Annotated in this window: 15 protein-coding genes; 6 read left to right on the top strand and 9 right to left on the bottom strand. The window is 68.9% G+C overall.

Annotation, left to right across the window (positions count from 1 at the left end):
* Window positions 1-30: 30 nt before the first annotated feature.
* Window positions 31-1,389, bottom strand: coding sequence for an aminotransferase class III-fold pyridoxal phosphate-dependent enzyme (locus VI056_02450; GenBank protein ID HEY6201880.1), 1,359 nt, complete (start codon window positions 1,387-1,389; stop codon window positions 31-33).
* A 17-nt stretch (window positions 1,390-1,406) separates the two neighbouring features.
* Here VI056_02450 and VI056_02445 point away from each other — a divergent pair, with 17 nt between their 5' ends.
* Together VI056_02445 and VI056_02440 are read left to right on the top strand one after the other, a co-directional pair.
* The gene (locus tag VI056_02445; protein ID HEY6201879.1) at window positions 1,407-2,342 is read left to right on the top strand and encodes a TIGR03560 family F420-dependent LLM class oxidoreductase; all 936 of its coding nucleotides are present in this window, start codon (window positions 1,407-1,409) and stop codon (window positions 2,340-2,342) included.
* 4 nt (window positions 2,343-2,346) lie between these two features.
* Entirely contained in the window at window positions 2,347-3,021 is a 675-nt protein-coding gene (locus VI056_02440; GenBank protein HEY6201878.1) for a Crp/Fnr family transcriptional regulator, read from the top strand.
* Between the two features lie 58 nt (window positions 3,022-3,079).
* Here the strand turns inward: VI056_02440 and VI056_02435 are convergent, their stop codons facing one another.
* From VI056_02435 to VI056_02425, 3 genes are all read right to left on the bottom strand, one after another.
* Complete coding sequence (locus VI056_02435) at window positions 3,080-4,183, bottom strand: Os1348 family NHLP clan protein (GenBank protein HEY6201877.1); 1,104 nt, start codon at window positions 4,181-4,183, stop codon at window positions 3,080-3,082.
* A 123-nt stretch (window positions 4,184-4,306) separates the two neighbouring features.
* Window positions 4,307-4,492: a hypothetical protein gene (locus tag VI056_02430; GenBank protein HEY6201876.1), complete on the bottom strand. Its 186-nt coding sequence runs from the start codon at window positions 4,490-4,492 to the stop codon at window positions 4,307-4,309.
* Window positions 4,493-4,543: 51 nt separating this feature from the next.
* Window positions 4,544-6,673, bottom strand: coding sequence for a cyclic nucleotide-binding domain-containing protein (locus VI056_02425; protein HEY6201875.1), 2,130 nt, complete (start codon window positions 6,671-6,673; stop codon window positions 4,544-4,546).
* Between the two features lie 60 nt (window positions 6,674-6,733).
* Here VI056_02425 and VI056_02420 point away from each other — a divergent pair, with 60 nt between their 5' ends.
* From VI056_02420 to VI056_02405, 4 genes are all read left to right on the top strand, one after another.
* Window positions 6,734-7,876, top strand: coding sequence for a Re/Si-specific NAD(P)(+) transhydrogenase subunit alpha (locus tag VI056_02420; protein ID HEY6201874.1), 1,143 nt, complete (start codon window positions 6,734-6,736; stop codon window positions 7,874-7,876).
* The gene (locus VI056_02415; protein HEY6201873.1) at window positions 7,873-8,184 is read left to right on the top strand and encodes an NAD(P) transhydrogenase subunit alpha; all 312 of its coding nucleotides are present in this window, start codon (window positions 7,873-7,875) and stop codon (window positions 8,182-8,184) included. Before VI056_02420 ends, VI056_02415 begins: the two co-directional genes overlap by 4 nt.
* Window positions 8,184-9,602 (top strand): NAD(P)(+) transhydrogenase (Re/Si-specific) subunit beta, encoded by a 1,419-nt coding sequence (locus tag VI056_02410; protein ID HEY6201872.1) that lies wholly within the window; start codon window positions 8,184-8,186, stop codon window positions 9,600-9,602. Before VI056_02415 ends, VI056_02410 begins: the two co-directional genes overlap by 1 nt.
* Window positions 9,603-10,295: 693 nt before the next feature.
* The gene (locus VI056_02405; protein ID HEY6201871.1) at window positions 10,296-10,679 is read left to right on the top strand and encodes a hypothetical protein; all 384 of its coding nucleotides are present in this window, start codon (window positions 10,296-10,298) and stop codon (window positions 10,677-10,679) included.
* Here the strand turns inward: VI056_02405 and VI056_02400 are convergent.
* From VI056_02400 to VI056_02380, 5 genes are all read right to left on the bottom strand, one after another.
* Entirely contained in the window at window positions 10,676-11,578 is a 903-nt protein-coding gene (locus tag VI056_02400) for a DNA-formamidopyrimidine glycosylase family protein (protein HEY6201870.1), read from the bottom strand. The two genes, VI056_02405 and VI056_02400, sit on opposite strands and share 4 nt — an antisense overlap.
* Window positions 11,571-16,058 (bottom strand): crosslink repair DNA glycosylase YcaQ family protein, encoded by a 4,488-nt coding sequence (locus VI056_02395; protein HEY6201869.1) that lies wholly within the window; start codon window positions 16,056-16,058, stop codon window positions 11,571-11,573. Before VI056_02395 ends, VI056_02400 begins: the two co-directional genes overlap by 8 nt.
* A gap of 12 nt (window positions 16,059-16,070) precedes the next feature.
* The gene (locus VI056_02390) at window positions 16,071-16,523 is read right to left on the bottom strand and encodes a hypothetical protein (protein ID HEY6201868.1); all 453 of its coding nucleotides are present in this window, start codon (window positions 16,521-16,523) and stop codon (window positions 16,071-16,073) included.
* 1 nt (window position 16,524) lies between these two features.
* Window positions 16,525-17,088, bottom strand: a complete 564-nt coding sequence (locus tag VI056_02385) for a hypothetical protein (GenBank protein HEY6201867.1) — start codon at window positions 17,086-17,088, stop codon at window positions 16,525-16,527.
* Window positions 17,089-17,106: 18 nt separating this feature from the next.
* Window positions 17,107-17,310, bottom strand: a 204-nt coding sequence (locus VI056_02380) for an alpha/beta hydrolase (protein HEY6201866.1), incomplete at its 5' end; no start/stop codon positions are given.

Genomic DNA, 17,310 nt, shown 5'->3' with positions numbered 1-17,310 from the left:
AACTTGTGCGTGCTCGGCCAGAACCCGTCCCTACAGCTCGCCGGTCGCGGCGTACCGGTCGGCGACCGTCAACGCTTCGTCGATCGCCTTCACGCCGAATGCGATCTCGTCCTCGGTGACGTTGAGCGGCGGCGCGATGAAGAGCATGTTCCAGCGGTTCAGGATGTAGACGTCGCGCTGCATGAGCGCGTTCTTGATCGCGGTCTGCAGCTTCGCCGACGGTCCGTTCCAGCGCTCCAGCATCTCCTTCGTCCTACGGTCCTTCACGAGCTCGATGCCGATGAACAGTCCCTTGCCGCGCACGTCGCCGACCGACGGGTGACGCTCGGCGACGGCTCGCAGCTGGCGCATCAGGAGCTCGCCGCTGCGCGCGCCGCGCTCGATGAGACCGTCCTCGCGATACGCCTCGATCGTGGCCACGCCGGCCGCGCACGCCAGGGGATGGCCGGCGTACGTGAGCCCCGCCCACAGGACGTTGGTGTCGAAGTGCTTCGCGATCGGCTCGTCGACGATGACGCCGCCGAGCGGGACGTAGCCCGAGTTCACGCCCTTCGCGAAGGTCATCATGTCCGGCACGACGCCATCGTGCTCCGCCGCGAACCACTTGCCGGTGCGACCGAAGCCGGTCATGACCTCGTCGAGGATGAGCAGGATCCCGTGCTTGTCGCAGAGCGCGCGCAGTCCGCGGATGAAGCCTTCGGGTGGGACGATGAGGCCGGAGCTGCCGACGATCGGCTCGAGGAAGATCGCCGCGACATAGTCGGGGCCTTCGTACCAGAGGACCTCCTCCACATGCGCGAGCGCCTTCTGCGCGTCGTTGCCGAACATCGAACGGTACGGGTCGGGATTCAGGAAACGCACGACGCCAGTGATGCCGGGCTCGTTCGCCCACCGCCTGTTGTCGCCGCCGAGCGTCGCGGCGCCCTGCGTCTGACCGTGGAAGGAGCGCCACTGCGTGAGGACCTTGTGGCGCTTGGTGTACATGCGCGCGATGCGGAGGGCGTGCTCGTTGGCCTCGCTGCCGCCGGTGGTGAAGAGCGTCTTGGTGAGATCACCGGGCGTGATGTCGGCCATGAGGCGCGCGAGCTCGGCGCGGCTCTCCTCACCGAACGACGGCGTGACGTAGCACAGCTTCGCGGCTTGCTCCTGGATGGCGCGCACGACCTTCGGATGACCGTGGCCGAGGTTGACGTTGATGAGGCCGGAAGAGAAATCGAGGATCCGCCGCTCGCCGGCGTATAGCCAGGACCCCTTCGCGCCGGTGATGACGAGCGGCGAGAGAGCGCCCTGCGCCGACCATGAGACGAGGACGTGGTCCTTGGTGTCCCTCACGACCGCGGCGGTGTCGGTCGGTCGCTTGGTGTCGAGCGCCATGAGAAAAAGGAGCATACGCTTCGCGTTCGCTCATGAAACTCGGCTTCCAACTCTGGCCGCAGAACACGACCTGGCCCGCGATGCGAGATGCCGCGCAGCTCGCCGACCGCATCGGCATCGACTCCGTATGGACCTGGGACCACTTCTACGCGCTCTCGGGTGAGGAGGAGCGGCCGAACTTCGAAGCCTGGACGATCCTGGCCGCCTTCGCGGCGGTCACGCAGCGCGTGCGCCTCGGCGCGATGGTGTCGGGTATCACCTACCGCCATCCGGCCGTGATCGCGAACATCTCCGCGACGCTGGATCAGGTCTCGAACGGCCGCGCGATCTGCGGCATCGGCGCCGCATGGAATCAGACCGAGCACAAGGCATACGGGATCGATCTCGGGACGCCGGGCGAGCGCTCGCGCCGCTTCGCCGAGGGGGCGAAGGTCATCCGAGCCCTCCTCGAGGGCGAGCGCGTGACCTACAAGGGTAGGTACTACACGCTCAGGAACGCGGTGCTGAACACGCGACCCGTGCAGAAGCGCCTTCCGATCATGATCGGCGGCGGGGGCGAGCAGAAGACGCTGCGCACCACGGCGCGCTACGCGGACATGTGGCACGGCTTCGGTCCGCCGGAGACGATGGCGCGCAAGCTCGAGATCCTGCGCCAGCACTGCGCCGACGCCGGTCGCGATCCCTCGCAGGTCGAGCCGTATGGCGGCAGCTGGCTCGTGGTCCGCGACACGAAAGCTGAGGGCGAGGCCGTTCTTTCCGAGATCGCGAAGCACCATCACGGCATGAACCGCCCCAACGCGTTCATCGGGAACAACGACGAGGTCGCGACGCACCTCAAGCGTTACTGGGACGTCGGGATCCGCGGCTACATCGTCGGCTTCGCCTATCCCTACGACACGGAGAGCATGGAACGGCTCGCGAACGAGGTCCGACCGCGTCTCGAGAAGCTCGTCGGGGTCGCCGCATAGTCCCGTGGACGCGACGGGGATCGCGGACGTCCTCGCGCACTCGCCGGTCTTCGCGCCGCTTGGACAGCGCGAGCGTCTCGAGCTCGCGGCGCGGATGCGCTCGAAGCACTTCCAGCGCAACGAGGTCATCTTCCACCGCGACGATCCCGCGGGCCACGTGTATCTCATCGCGTCCGGCACCGTGAAGGTCTCCGTGCCCGAAGAGGGTGGGCAGGAGGTCGTGATCGCGCTGCACCGCGGCGGTGATGTCTTTGGCGAGATCTCGCTCTTCGACGAGGGGCCGCGTTCCGCCACCGTCACCGCGATCACGGAGACGACCACGTTCGCCCTCGCGAATCGCGACTTCATGGACGTGCTGCGCGGCAGTCCCGACGCGATGCGGCAGCTCCTCGCACTGCTCGCGACGCGCATCCGTCGCAGCACCGGCCACATCGAGGATCTCGTGTTCCTGGATCTGCCCGGGCGCGTCGCGAAGCTCCTGCTCGATCAGAACGAGCTGCTCGGCGCGCCGAACGTCATCTTGCTGACCCAGGAGGACCTTGCCTCGTTCGTCGGCGCGACGCGCGTCGCGGTGAACCGCGTGCTCGTGGATCTCGAGCGCCGCGGCGGGGTGAAGCTCGGCCGCGGGCAGGTAGAGATCGTGGATCCGGCGCTGCTGAAAAGAGAGATCCGCTACTAGACGAAACGAGCGGCTCTTTCGAGCCGCTCGTTCCCCATGCCACCCGCGTGGATCGTTCCTATGGAGTGATGTGCGGTCCGCCCTCGGCGTCCGTGGTCGGGGTTGCGCTGTCAGCGCCACTCGCGTCCTGGTTCGCGGCGAGGAAGCCATCGGGATCGTCGTGGATCGCGGTCGCGCCACCGCTGGCCGAATCCGCGGTCGCGTCGTAGCCGACCTTGGTCAGATAGCTCTCTGATTCGTCGATGAACGCAGTCGTCGGCATGTCCGCTCCGCCTGTCGCGTCGGCGTTCGCCGCGAGGAAGCCATTCGGGTCGTCGTGGATCACGTTCGCCCTGACGACCGAGCCGCCCGCGTCGGCGTTCGCTGCGAGGAAACCGTTGGGGTCGTCGTGGATCACGCTCGCTTTGTCGGCCGCGCCGCTGGCGTCGTCGAGACGCGCAGAGCCGATGCGACCGGAGTCCGCGATCCCTGCGCTGTTGCGAGCCCAGTCGTCGCCGGCGCGGACCGAGCTAGCACCTGATGGGCCAGCGAGTCCGTCGTGCGCTGGGTAGTTCGCCATACCACCGCTGGCCTTGTTCTCAAGCGCGGTGGCCTCAGGCGAACCCTCTACCGGTGCGACGGCGCCCTGTGAAGCGCGGTCCGCGAACTTCCAGTCGTCGCCGGTCCGGACTGTGTTGCCAGTGTCCGCGGCCACGCGGTCGGTGAACTTCCAGTCGTCGCCGGTCCGGACTGAGCTGCCACCTTCCGGGGCCACTCGGCCGGCGAACTTGTAGTCGTCGCCCGCGCGAACCGTGCTCGTACCGCTGATCCCACCATCGAGATCGGCGGAGCCACCAGGCCGTGTCGGGTCTGCGGGGATGACCGTCTTGGCAGACGCGCCCGAGGCGTCGTCGACCATCGAGGGACCACCGCCCGGCGTCAGATCACTCTGGGACATGCGCGTGGAAGCGAGCCCGCCTCCGATCGCGAACGCCTTGCTCATGCGCTGGTCGATGCCCAAGGTGGAGAGACGGCCCGCATCGCCGGTGCGGAGCGCAGACAGCTCATCGGTGCTGAGATCGAAACCGCGAAGCGCGCCGGTGGGGTCCGAGTTCAGCTGGCGCCGGAAGGCGGCGTCGCTGATTGCGCGCTGGACGACTTTTGCGAGTGCATCCTTCGACATGTCAATCCTCCTGCGTTTTGGTGCTGCCGGCAGATTGGTCCTGACCGAAGCGCGCTTCGTCCACCGGTACGACGCGTCCTCTGTAATCCTGATGACATTCGGCTATTTCCCTACCCCCCTCTACTACTCAAGCTCAGGCAGATCGACCGGATCGCCGCGCGGCCGACAGACGCCACAGTGCAGGGCGTCTTCGACGACGAGCGCACGGAGCGTCTGGTGCTTGTTGCCGCGGAACACATCGATGAGGAACGGGTGCGTCTTCGCGTGCTCGCGGCAGGTGCCGCGGCCGCAAAAGCGACACGCTCCCAAGGCAGTCCGCTCGCATGTCCAGCAGTCCAACCTGTCACACTCCCCGCTTCCTCACGCTCCTCGCGCCGCCGAGCCCAGCCCGGCGCCGACATAATGCGCCGTTCGCGCGCGGAATTCGCCTATTTTTTCCCGGGAGCCCCGGACGAGGCGTAGGAAGTCCTCCCGGCCGAGCCCGGCCAGCACCAGATCCGTCCGGGCGGTCACCGTGGCGGTCCGCGGATGCCCGTAGAGAAGGGCCAGCTCCCCGAACGAATCCCCCCGGCCCAGGCTCCGGACGACGTCGCCGGCGATCGACACCTCCGCCTGGCCGTCGCGGACGACGTAGTAACGGTCCCCTGGATCTCCCTCCGAGAAGACGGTCTGGCCGGCCGGCACCCGGCGGGTGACGAGCCGCGCCGCGATCCGGTCGAGCTCCAGTGCGTCGAGGCCTCGGAAGAACGGCAGCGAGGCCAGCGCGGCGCGCTCCTCGGCTGACGCGCGGATGCGGGCGGCGACCTCGTAACGGTCGCGCACCCAGCGTTCGAAGTGCCCGCGGTCCAGGGACCAGAGCTCGCACGGCTCCAGCGCGCGGACCGTCGCGCCGCGCGGCTTGCGATCCAGCAGCGCCATCTCGCCGAAGCCCTCCCCGGCGAGGATCGTGCCCAGGACCTCTCCGTCGCGTCCGATGGCCTGAAGCCGTCCGGAGCGGACGAGGTAGAACCGGTCGCCCACCTCGTCGGCCACCACGACGGTCGCGCCGACCTCCACCGGCTGCTCCTCAAGGTGAGAGGCGATGGCGAGGAGCGCTGGCCGGGAGAGGGTGGCGAAGAAGCGCACGCGCGCCAGCACCGCAGCACGTTCCTGGACGGTCCCGAGCCGCGCCTGACGCGCGCGCGCGCCGCGTAGGCGCGCGAAGGTACGGACCGCGCCGACCAGCCGCGCCACGAGGGCCACCAGCAGAGGGCCGACGAAGACAACGACGAGCAGGGCGAGGCCGAGCACGCCGACCGGTCCGTAGGCGATCAGCTCCTTCGCCGCGGTGGCGACCCGCGACTGCCACAGGGTGAGCGAGAAGACGAGGATGAGGACAGACGTGACGATCGCTATGGCCCCGAATAGACCGAGACCGACCTCCCCGGGTGACCAGCGCTCGCGACGTCGCAGCTTCCGAACGATCGCCGTCCGCGCGAACGCCATCGAGCGTTGACGGAGGAATGGAGCGTCCAGCAGATCCACGAGCACGTTGTATCCATCGAGCTCGAGGATCGGGAGGAGGTTGAGCACCAGTTGAAAAGTGAAGAGGCTGGCCCCCTGGAACGCGACGCTTCCGACGATGCCGCCCTCGAACGCCGCGATGAACGCGCAGATCGCACCGACGGTCGCGCCGCCGATGGGACCCGCGAGGGAGACGACGATCCGCTGTCCGCGCGAAGACATCGCCATGTCGGTCGCGTCGACGTACGCGCACGGGAAGAGGTAGTAGATCATCAGACCAAGGCGGCGGACCCGACGGCCGTAATGTCGGATCGCCAGCGCGTGTCCGGCCTCGTGGACGGAGATCGAGACGACCTGCAGGAGAGTCAAGGCGAGGATCCCCAGCGTGTAGTTGCCATTCACCGTCGCGAGCCCGTGACGTCCGGTGCCCAGCTCTCGGATCCAGACGACGATCCCCGCCAGCGCGAGAAGCACCAGCAACGTCCCGCCGATCCGCGTGAACGCGAGGCGTCCGCCGAACCGGTAGATCGCATCCACCGCGCGGTCCGCGTTATTCCACCGCGCGATGTCCCACATGATCAATTTGCGCAGGAGCATCGACGCGCGCGTCAGCGGATCGCGCATCGCCCGTCGCGCAGCCAGCTTCTCGTAGACGGGCGCGCGCTCTTCGCCGAAGAATCCGTTCGCGCCGAGCACCGCGGTCACTCGAGCCAGGCGGTCGAGGGCGAAGGTGCCTTGCTGCTCGAGATGCACGACCAGGATGTCCTGAACCGACCGCTGGCCGTCCATGAGATCGACGAGGCGTAGATCCTCCGGCTCGAGCCGCACGTACAGACCCGCGCCGCGTTCGCCACGTGGGTTCTTCAGCACGTAGTACGTGCTGCCGTCGCGCCGGCGGAGCTCAGCGCGCTCGATGTCGGGGACGAGCCGCGGCACGAACGACGCGTAGTCGAGCCGCTCCCGCAGCACCGCCCAGATACCTTCCATCCCGCCGCGCACGGTACCGCGCGCAACGCGTCAGCGCACCTGCTAGCGTTTCGTCGTCCAATGAAGATCGGCGTCCCGAAGGAGACCATGCCCGGCGAGACGCGTGTCGGGCTCGTCCCCGAGACGGTCGGGCGGCTCGCGAAGGCGGGGAACACGGTCGTCGTCGAGCGCGGCGCGGGCGTTGCGTCCGCGTTCCCGGATGACGCCTACGAGAAGGCCGGCGCGCAGCTCGTCGACAACGCATTTGACGCCGAGCTCGTCGCGAAGGTGCAGCGCCCGACCGACGCGGAGGTGGGCAAACTCCGCGAGGGGACGGTCCTGATCGCCTTCCTGCAGCCCCTGGTCAACATCGCTCTCGCGAGAACGCTGGCCGAGCGCAAGATGACCGCGCTGAGCATGGACGCGATCCCGCGCATCACCCGCGCGCAACCGATGGACGCGCTCTCGTCACAGGCGACCGTCGCGGGCTACAAGGCGGTCCTTCTCGCCGCGGCGGCGCTCCCGAAGTTCTTCCCGATGCTCACGACGGCGGCCGGCACGATCGCGCCTGCGAAGGCGCTGATCATCGGCGCCGGCGTGGCCGGGCTTCAGGCCATCGCGACGGCGCGCCGCCTCGGCGCTGTCGTCGAGGCGTTCGACACCCGGCCCGTCGTGAAGGAGCAGGTGCAGAGCCTCGGTGCGAAGTTCCTCGAGATCGACCTCGGCGAGAGCGGGGCCGGCGCCGGCGGCTACGCGAAAGAGCTCTCCGAGGAGGCGCACCGCAAAGAGGTCGAGCTCCTCGCCAAGGCCGCGCGCGAGAACGACATCATCATCACGACCGCCGCGATCCCCGGTCGCAAGGCACCGGTGCTCATCACCAAGGAGATGATCCCGACGATGAAGCCGGGCTCTGTAATCGTGGACCTCGCGGCCGAGACCGGCGGCAACGTCGAGCTCACCGAACCCGGCAAGACCGTCGTCTCGAGCGGCGTGACGATCATCGGCCTGCTCAACATCCCGGCAACGATGCCGTTCCACGCGAGCCAGATGTACTCGCGCAACGTCGCGAGCCTGCTCGCGCTGATGATCAAGAAGGACGGAACGTTCGACCTCAACCTGGGCGACGAGGTCGTGAAGGGCACGGTCATCACACACGGTGGTGAGGTCGTCCACGAGGGTGTGAAGAAGGCGATGCAGCCGGCGGCCGCGGGAGCGCGCGCGTGAGCAACGAGGTCCTTCTCGGCGCGTATGTCTTCATGCTCGCGATCTGGGTCGGCAACGAGGTCATCTCCAAGGTCCCGAGCACGCTGCACACGCCGCTCATGTCGGGCGCGAACGCGATCCACGGGATCATCATCGTCGGCGCCCTGCTCGTCGCGACCGCGCTGCCGGGGCCGCTCGGCACGCTGCTCGGCTTCCTCGCGGTCGTGCTCGGCACGATCAACGTCGTCGGCGGTTTCGTCGTCACCGACCGGATGCTGCAGATGTTCAAGGCGCGCCCGCGACCGGCGAAGCCCGCGGAGAAGAAGTAGTGGAACAGCTTCGTGAGCTCGTTCCGTGGGTGTACTTGATCGCCGCGATCACTTTCATATTCGGATTGAAGGGACTCTCCGGTCCGACCACCGCGCAGATGGGCAACCGCGTCGCCGCGGCGGGCATGCTCGCGGCGGTCATCGCGACATTCCTCGAGCAGCAGGTCGCCGCCGCGTGGATCCTCGTCCTACCAGCGATGGCGATCGGCACGGTCATCGGGGTCGTCGGCGCGCGACAGGTCCCGATGACCGCGATGCCGCAGATGGTCGCCATCTTCAACGGCGCAGGCGGTGGCGCGGCGGCGCTGGTGTCGCTGCTCGAGTACCTGCGCGCGGCGAGCGCGGGCGGCGCGTCGGTCGGCGAGGTCGTCGCGATCCTGCTGGGTCTGATCATCGGCTCGGTCTCGTTCTCCGGCAGCATCATCGCGTTCGGCAAGCTGCAGGGCCTCATCGACGCGAAGGCCTTCAAGTACGCGGGCCAGCAGCTCGTCACCGGTGGGCTCTTCGGCGGCATGCTCCTGCTCGCGCTGGTGCTGGTGGCCGACGCTGCGGGCATGATCGCCGCGCCGAGAGAGCTCGTGCTCGGTCTGGTCGGGCTGATCGCTCTGGCGTTCGGCGTCGCGCTCGTCATGCCCATCGGTGGAGCCGACATGCCGGTCGTCATCTCGCTCCTGAACGCGTACACCGGGCTCGCCGTCGCGATGGCTGGCTTCTCGATCGGCAACCAGATGCTCATCGTGGCTGGCACCCTCGTCGGTGCCTCGGGAACCATCCTCACCCGCCTCATGTCGAAGGCGATGAACCGCTCGCTCGGGAACGTCCTCTTCGGCGCGTTCGGCGCCGCCGGCACGGTGACGGCGGGCGCGAAGACGGACGACGGCCGCTCCTTCCGCGAGGTCAGCGCTGAGGATGCCGCGATCCTGCTCGGCTACGCGCAGAGCGTGATCATCGTGCCCGGCTACGGGCTCGCGGTCGCACAGGCGCAGCACAACGTGCGCGAGCTCGCGGACCTGCTCGAGGCGAAGGGCATCGAGGTGAAGTACGCCATCCATCCGGTCGCCGGTCGCATGCCGGGCCACATGAACGTGCTGCTCGCGGAGGCGAACGTCCCGTACGAGAAGCTCTTCGACATGGAGCAGATCAACGAAGACTTCCAGCGCGCGGACGTCGCACTGGTGATCGGCGCGAACGACGTGACGAACCCTGCGGCGCGCAAGGACACCACGAGCCCGATCTACGGGATGCCGATCCTCAACGTGGACCAGGCCCAGAACATCATCGTGATCAAGCGCTCGATGAAGCCGGGCTTTGCCGGCATCGACAACGAGCTGTATCTCGATCCCAAGACGGGGATGCTGTTCGGCGACGCAAAGGAAGCCGTCGGCCGGGTCGTCGCCGAGCTCAAGAAAGCCTCATAGCTGCCCTGCTCTTCGCGCCCCCGGTCGTCCTCATCTCGCTCGGTCTCATTCTTTTAGGCACGGGGCAGCTTCAGGCGGAGCGACGGAACGTGACAGTCGCACCGGCAGGCTGAGCCGGTAGTCTTCGGGCCTACACGGAAAAGGGGAGGGCTCTCATGTGACAGCTGCTCGCGCTCTTCGCGGTCATCGCGCTTCTCGTCCTGTCCGGCGGCGACGCGTATGGAACGAAGCCCGGCCCGGGCACGAGTACCGGAAGCGGCCGGGTGTTCTTCCCGAACCCCGTGGCACAGCTTCAGGACCAGTCGCCGAGGGATCAGAACGACGAGGACTACGCCGCGCTCCAGCCGGCCTACGTCGTGCGGACGCTCACCAACCTCGATGGGAGCGGATTCCTGTCGGGCGATTGGGCGGTGGTCGTCAGCGAGACCGGGAACCCCGCGTACTCGACGACGAATTCCTTCATCTACAACCGCCACGACGACGAGTGCGAGCAGGTCATGGCGTATTACTGGATCACCGAGGCGCAGAAGTACATCCAGAGCCTCGGCTTCGGCTCGACCTTCCGCGCGGTCAATAAAGAGCCACAGCGCGTGCGGATCAACCAGTGGGGACTCGACAGCTCGTTCGCGACGACGCACAAAGGACGAGCTTCGGTTCGGCAAAGGCGGCGTCGACGACGCGGAGGACGCCGAGGTGATCCTTCACGAGTACGGCCACGCGGTCCACTTCTCGCAGAACTTCTCGTTCGCCTCGGAAGAGGCGGGCGCGATCAGCGAGGGCTACCGGTCCACCTCTCCGCACTGCCTCCGACGCGTCGACAACGATCTGCACTACCCCATCGACCTCAACGGTGAGGTCCACCACGACGGACGGATCTGGTCACGCGCCCTCTGGGACATCCGGAACGCGCTCGGCAACGTGAAGGCCGACACCGTCATCCTCGAGGCGCAGTTCGACTTCCCCGGCACCACGATGACCGATCTCGCCACTCGCACCGTCAACACCGCGCAGCGCCTCTACGGCAATCAGGCGGCGAACAAGGTCCACGCAGCGTTCGCGGACCGGGGCATCCTCTAGCGACTGGCCGGCGGCCCGGGTGGCGACATCCGGGCCGCCGTCATCGTTGCCAGCCGCCCGATCTCTTCCGCCGTCGTCGGTGCCCACTGCACGTTCTGGCACCGCGGGCAATACCAGCTCTTCCGGAATTCACTCGGGTGGTAGCCCCACGCGACCGGCGTTCCACAGACATGGCACGGGAGACCGGTGCGCTCGTCGACCCACATCCCCTCCGCGGGGTTGAGCGCGAAACGTGTGCGACGCTCGCCCCCGTCGCGATTGAGGCGCATCAGCTTCCGCGCCTGCGTGACGAGCCGCTGGAGCGTCGCATCGTCGAGATCGGCGACGAGCGCCCAGGGTGAGACCCGCTCGAGGAACAGCGCCTCGCACTTGAAGACGTTGCCGATGCCGGAGATCGTCCGCTGATCGAGGAGCGCGGTCGCGATGTCGCGCTCGGGGGGGCTCGCGCGCAGCCGCCGGATCGCCTCGTCTTCGTCGAACTCATCTCGGATGATGTCCGGCCCGAGCTCCGGCAGGACGGCATGGAACGCGATCTCCTTCGTCGTCATGAGCTCGACGACGGGTGGCGCGAAACATGGCGCGACGAACTCGTCGGTGGTGATGATCACGCGCGCATCATGGCGCGGCGACCACCACCGTTCACCGGTCCGGTACACGTGCCACATGCCGGTCATCTTCATATGCGTGTGAAGCACCACGTCATCCTCGCCCCGCGCGAACGTGATGAGCAGGTGCTTGCCGTTCGATTCGACCGAGCGGACGACGCTGCCGACGACCTGGAAGCGCGCGCCGTCTGAGCTCATCCGCGGCGCGACGATCTCGAAGCCCGTCACGATCCGGCCCGCGAGCGCGCGTCTCAGCACATTCGCGACGCGGTGGATCGTGTCGCCTTCAGGCATTTCGTTTCAAGTAGCCGCGTGGAGTGCGCGTGAAGCCCGCGGTGCGCAGCGGCTCCGCCAGCGGAGACTCGTCGACCGGCAGGCCGTCCACCTCATCCAGGAAGAACGGCGCGCGCCGGTCCGGGCTCGCCTCCGCCGCGAGCGCGGTCGCGATGAGCCCGCGTGCCGTCGCGATCTCGTGTTCCTCGCCGTCGGTGAATGTCAGCAGCGCGCGCTCATCGCGCGCGAGCCACGCGGCGAGCACGCCGTCGATGAGGACGACGAGCGCTCCGGCCGACCGCATCGGGCGGCGCCCCTCCGGACGCTCCGGCCATGCCAGCGCGGCGCCGTACAGGTTCGCCGGGTCGGAGGCGGCGAGCGTCACGACACGCGGCGCCGACTCGTCCCCGCGCGACGAGCCCGCGTCGCGGACGACGCGCAGGCGGTCGACGGCGCCGGGCAGCGCGAACTGCGTCGCGCCACGTCCGGCGACGAAGTACCCGCGGCGGACGCGGCCGGCATCCTCCATCGCCTTCAGCACCCCGTAGACGGCGGCGAATCCACCGGACACGCCCTCCGCCTGCACCGCCTCGCGCGTCACGATGCCGTGTCGCTCGAGCAGCTGATGGACGCCCGCGGTGACGCGCTCCGTCGGTGTGAGGTTCGGCACGCGCAGGGAATCGATGAGCGACCAGCGACCCGCGCTCTCCCGCGAATAGATCGCGGCACGCTCGGCCGATACCAGCATCGACCCGCGCGTCGGATACGTCGATCGGCGCGCGGCGTTCGCACGGCGGCGCGCGCGCGACGCGGGCGAACGGATGAAGCCGCGCAGCGGCTGGAGCGTGTCGTTCGTGACCTCACCCGACCAGACCAGATCCCACAGCGCTTCGAGCACCTCGGGCGTGAAGCCGCCACCCAGACCGGCGAGCAGCTGCGGGAAGAACACCGCGCCGCGCGCCGCGAGCAGGTCGCGGATCTTCTGGTGCGTCGTGCCGGTGGGCCGATCGTCGCGCGGCTCGGGCAGGAGCGCGAGGTGCTCGGTGAGGAAGATCGAGACCTTGCCGTCGTGTGGCCCGCTCGCGCCGCCGCCGACCCAGACGGCCGCACCGGACGCGAGGAGTGCGTCGAGGTCGCCCTCGTCATAACCGCTCACGCGCGAGGGAAGGACTCGCGACTCGAGGTCGGATGCAGGGACGAAGGCGCCCTGCAGCTGCGCGATCGCGTCGAGCAGCGCGCCCTCGCCCGGGCGCGGGGCGTCGAGACCGTGCCACGCGGTCGCGAACCTGGCGAGCGCCGCCTGCTCGACGGGCTCGACCTCGCGGCGCAGACGCGCGAGCGAGCGCTGACGCAGCGTCCGCAGCACGCCGGCATCGACCCATTCGATCCCGGTCCCGCCCGGACGGAACTCGCCCTCCAGGACGGTGCCCGCGTCGGCAAGCTCGCGCAGCGCGTCCAGCACCAGACGCGGGGACAGACCGAGCCGGCGCGCGAGATCCGCGACGCCGAACGGACCATGCGTCCGCGCGTATCGGCGCACGAGCGACGCAAGCGGCCGCTCGCTGCTGCTGAGGAACGCATCGGGCAGGCCCGGCGGCACGACGGCACCGAGGGCATCTCGATACTTCGCCGCGTCTTCCGACGCGATGTGCCGCGTCTCGCCGCCGATGAGCAGCGAGATCGTCCGGCGATCCCGCTCGAGCGCGGCAAGCCAGTCATCGAGCGCTGACGGGTCGCTCACGCGTGCCGCCAACTCGTCGCGCGTGAGATCGCCGACGCGGAGAAGCAGATCGTGAACGCCGTCGGCGTGTCGCGCGGCGCGTTCCGGCGCGAGGTGCTGCAGATCGAGCTCGAGCTCGGCGAGCGCCTCGGCATCGAGCAGCTCGCGAAGCTCGGCCTCGCCGAGGAGCGCGCGCAGCTGCGTCGGATCGACGGTCAGCGCCTGCGCCCGTCGCTCCGCGAGCGGCGAATCTCCCTCGTAGATGAAGTTGCCGACGTACGTGAAGAGCAGGGAGGACGCGAAGGGCGACGGCGTCTTCGAGTCGACGGTGACGACGCGGATGTCGCGGCTGCGGATGCCGCGCAGCACCTCGATGAGCGCGGGCATGTCGAACACGTCCTGCAGGCACTCGCGATAGGCCTCGAGGATGATCGGGAACGAGCTGAACTGGGACGCGACCTGCATGAGCTCGGATGCGCGACGCCGTGTGTGCCACAGCGGCGAGCGGCTGCCCGGGAAGCGGCGCGGCAACAGCAGCGCGCGACCCGCGGCCTCGCGGAAGCGCGCCGCGAACAGCGGCGTCTCCGAGAGGCGCGCGACAACGAGGTCCTGCGCGCGATCGGGATCGGGCAGCGCGACGTCCGCGGGCGGGGGCGCGTCCGCCTCGGGGAATCGCGCGACGATGCCATCGTCCGTCCACAGCACGTCGATCTCGAGAGCGCTGCGCTCGCGGACCATCGCGCCGATCGCCATCGCCCATGGCGCGTGCACCTTTCCGCCGAACGGAGTGAGCACGCAGACACGCCAGTCGCCGACCTCGTCGAGGTAGCGCTCGATGATGATCGTGCGGTCGTCGGGCACCGCGCCTGCGGCCGCGTACTGATCGGCGAGGTACTGGAGCAGGTTGCGCGCGGCGCGCTCGTCGAGGTCGTGCTTCTCCATCAGCCGGCGCGTTCCCTCGGCAGGATCCGAGGCGCGCAGCGTTCGCGTGAGCGCGCCGATCGCGCGGCCGAACTCGAGCGGGCGTCCCGCCGCCTCCCCCTTCCAGAACGGCATCTTCCCGGGGACACCGGGCGCGGGCGAGACGAGCACGCGGTCGTGGGTGATCTCCTCGACCCGCCAGGTCGACGCGCCGAGGAGGAAGGTCTCGCCCTGACGTGTCTCGAACACCATCTCTTCGTCGAGCTCGCCGACGCGTCCCTTTCCCGGCTCCGCGCCCACGAGGAACACTCCATACAGCCCGCGGTCCGGGATCGTGCCGCCGCTCGTCAGCGCGATTCGGCCGGCGCCCTCACGGGAGCGCAGCGCATTCCCGACGCGGTCCCAGACCACGCGCGGCCGCAGCTCGGCGAACTCGTCCGACGGAAAGCGGCCCGAGAGCATGTCGAGCACGCCTTCGAGGATCGGCCTCGCGAGATCGGAGAACGGAGCCGCCCGCCGCACGACGCGCTCGAGGTCGTCGACGGTCCACGGCTCGACCGCGACCATCGCGACGATCTGCTGCGCGAGGACGTCGATCGGATTGCGCGGGTAGCGCGACTGCTCGACCGCGCCGGCGTGCATGCGCTCGGTGAGCGCGGCGCACGCGAGAAGGTCGCCGCGGAACTTCGGCATGATCACGCCCTTGCTCGGCGTGTCGATCTGATGGCCGGCGCGCCCGATGCGCTGCATGCCGCTCGCGACCGACGGCGGCGACTCGACCTGGATGACCAGATCGATCGCGCCCATGTCGATGCCGAGCTCGAGCGACGACGTTGCGACGAGCGCGCGCAGCCGGCCCGCCTTGAGATCGTCCTCGATCCGGAGGCGCTGCTCGCGCGCGACCGAGCCGTGATGCGCGTGGACCAGCTCTTCTCCGGCGAGCTCGTTCACGGCGTTCGCGATGCGCTCCGCGAGGCGCCGGCTGTTGACGAAGATGAGCGTCGAGCGGTGCTCGCGGATGAGCTCGAGAAGCCGCGGATAGATCGCCGGCCAGATGCTCGACCGCGCGTCGGCGCGCGATGCGGGGCCACTGCGGATCTCGAGCGTCTCAGTACCCAGCTTCGACATGTCGTCGACCGGGACCTCGACGCGCAGGTCGAGCTGTTTGGTGTGACCCGCGTCGACGATCTTCACGGGGCGCTGGCCATCGGCGTTGAAGCCACCGAGGAAACGCGCGACCTCATCGAGCGGCCGCTGCGTGGCCGAGAGGCCGATGCGCTGCAACGGACGGCCGGCGAGCTCCTCGAGCCGCTCCAGCGAGAGCGCGAGGTGCGCGCCGCGTTTGGTCGCGACCATCGCGTGGATCTCGTCGACGATCACGGTCCGAACATTCCGCAGGCTCTCGCGCGCTGAGCTCGAGAGCACGAGGTACAGGGACTCCGGCGTGGTGATGAAGATGTCCGCGGGCGTCTTCGCGAAGCGCGCGCGGTCCCGCGCCGGGGTGTCCCCGGTCCGCGTCGCCACGCTGGGCTCGCGGAGCGGCGTGCCCATGCCCTCGGCGACGTGGCGGATGCCGACGAGCGGCCCGCGCAGGTTGCGCTCGACATCGATGGCGAGCGCTTTCAGCGGCGAGACGTACACGACGCGGCAGCCGTCCGGCTCCGCGTACAGGAGCTGATCGATCGCGTAGAGGAACGCCGCGAGCGTCTTCCCGGACCCGGTCGGCGCGAGCACGAGCGTGCTCTGACCCGACGCGATCGCCGGCCATGCGAGCTCCTGCGCGCGCGTTGGCGCCGCGAACGAGCTCTCGAACCAGTCGCGGGTGGGCTCATGGAAGGTCGCGAGTGCGCCGCTCCCCATCGGGAGAGAGTACTAGCGCGCGAACATCTCCCAGGGCACGAAGACTTCGGACGTTGCGCAGTTCACAGAGAGCCAGCCGGTGTTCGCCGCAGCGACGGGTACCGGGACCAAACGGGCCGTGGGGGTTTCTGGCGCGACGACGGCGAACGGTCCCCAGATATCCGGCCTGGCGAAGACGAGCGGCGACGCGTCACTGCCGGCGAAGCACAGCAGCAGCACGGTCCCGTCGCGCGAGAACACCTGGTTCCACGTGACACCCGCGTCCGGTCTGGCGAAAGTCATCGTGAACGAGCCTGCGCTGGGGCTCGCGGCCGGCGATGCCGCCGGCGGGCCGCCCACCTCCGAGCGAGGCAGAACGAGCACGAGAAGCACGATCAGGGAGACCGCCGCGCTGAGCGCCGAGAGCGCGACAGCCTGGAGGTGTCGTGTCGGCTCCGAAGTGGCGCCTTCGACGTCCTCGATCATGTCAGCGCAGCTTGTTCGCCAGTTCCACGAGCTGCGCCACGCTCAGCGTCCGCGACGACATCTCGAACACCACGGTGTTCTCGACCCAGCGGATCGCGCTCGTCCCACCGAACGTGATGGTCGCCTGAGCCGGCTGGCCGCGCACTCGTAGCGGCGGATCGATGTCCAGCGGCGACGTGTACGGGAGCGCCTCGCTCTGCGGCAGCGGCGCGACCGTGACGAGGTCGCCGGTCGCGCGCAACCGGTACGTCGTCGCAATGGAGTCGTTGTTCACCAGGCCGGTCTGACCCTGCGAGGTGATCCGGAACGTCCTGACCGCGTCCTCCTCGGGAAGGACGAGCGTCCGATCCGGCACCGGTTGCGTATTGAAGGTCGGACTTGCCATCGTCGGGAGCGCCGGCGTCGAGAACGTCAAGATCGGCGTCTGTGCGGCGCGCTGGCCGGGCGCGAAGGCCATCGCGGTGAAGTACACCAGGGCGACCCCAACGGCGACGACGGTGACGGCGGTCATGCGCACGCCACGAGCCGGGCGTTCCGGCCGGCCGGCGTCGAGGTCGTAGATCACGCGGGAAAGTATGCGCGGCTAGGTCGCGGGCACCTGCTTCGCGAGCCACTCCAGCGCATAGTCGGCCACCTCTTCCCAGCCCGGCTGCCGGCAGATCCAGTGCGTGCGGCCGGAGAACTCGTGGTAGTCCGTCACCGCGGTCGAGCGCGCGTACTTCCGGAAGTTCGCGACGACCATCTTCTTCTCGACCGTGCGGTCCAGCTCGCCGGCGATGATCAGAAG

The sequence above is a fragment of the Candidatus Limnocylindria bacterium genome (assembly GCA_036523395.1).
GTDB lineage: Bacteria > Chloroflexota > Limnocylindria > P2-11E > P2-11E > CF-39.
The sequence above is the reverse complement of the archived record's forward strand: the minus strand, read 5'-3'. Positions and strand labels throughout refer to the sequence as shown.

What these genes read in the sequence shown, in the direction of transcription:
- VI056_02450 (HEY6201880.1), bottom strand. Translation starts at nt 1,389, where the DNA reads ATGCTCCTTTTTCTCATGGCGCTCGACACCAAGCGACCGACCGACACC.
- VI056_02445 (HEY6201879.1), top strand. Translation starts at nt 1,407, where the DNA reads ATGAAACTCGGCTTCCAACTCTGGCCGCAGAACACGACCTGGCCCGCG.
- VI056_02435 (HEY6201877.1), bottom strand. Translation starts at nt 4,183, where the DNA reads ATGTCGAAGGATGCACTCGCAAAAGTCGTCCAGCGCGCAATCAGCGAC.
- VI056_02425 (HEY6201875.1), bottom strand. Translation starts at nt 6,673, where the DNA reads ATGGAAGGTATCTGGGCGGTGCTGCGGGAGCGGCTCGACTACGCGTCG.
- VI056_02420 (HEY6201874.1), top strand. Translation starts at nt 6,734, where the DNA reads ATGAAGATCGGCGTCCCGAAGGAGACCATGCCCGGCGAGACGCGTGTC.
- VI056_02400 (HEY6201870.1), bottom strand. Translation starts at nt 11,578, where the DNA reads ATGCCTGAAGGCGACACGATCCACCGCGTCGCGAATGTGCTGAGACGC.
- VI056_02395 (HEY6201869.1), bottom strand. Translation starts at nt 16,058, where the DNA reads ATGGGGAGCGGCGCACTCGCGACCTTCCATGAGCCCACCCGCGACTGG.
- VI056_02390 (HEY6201868.1), bottom strand. Translation starts at nt 16,523, where the DNA reads ATGATCGAGGACGTCGAAGGCGCCACTTCGGAGCCGACACGACACCTC.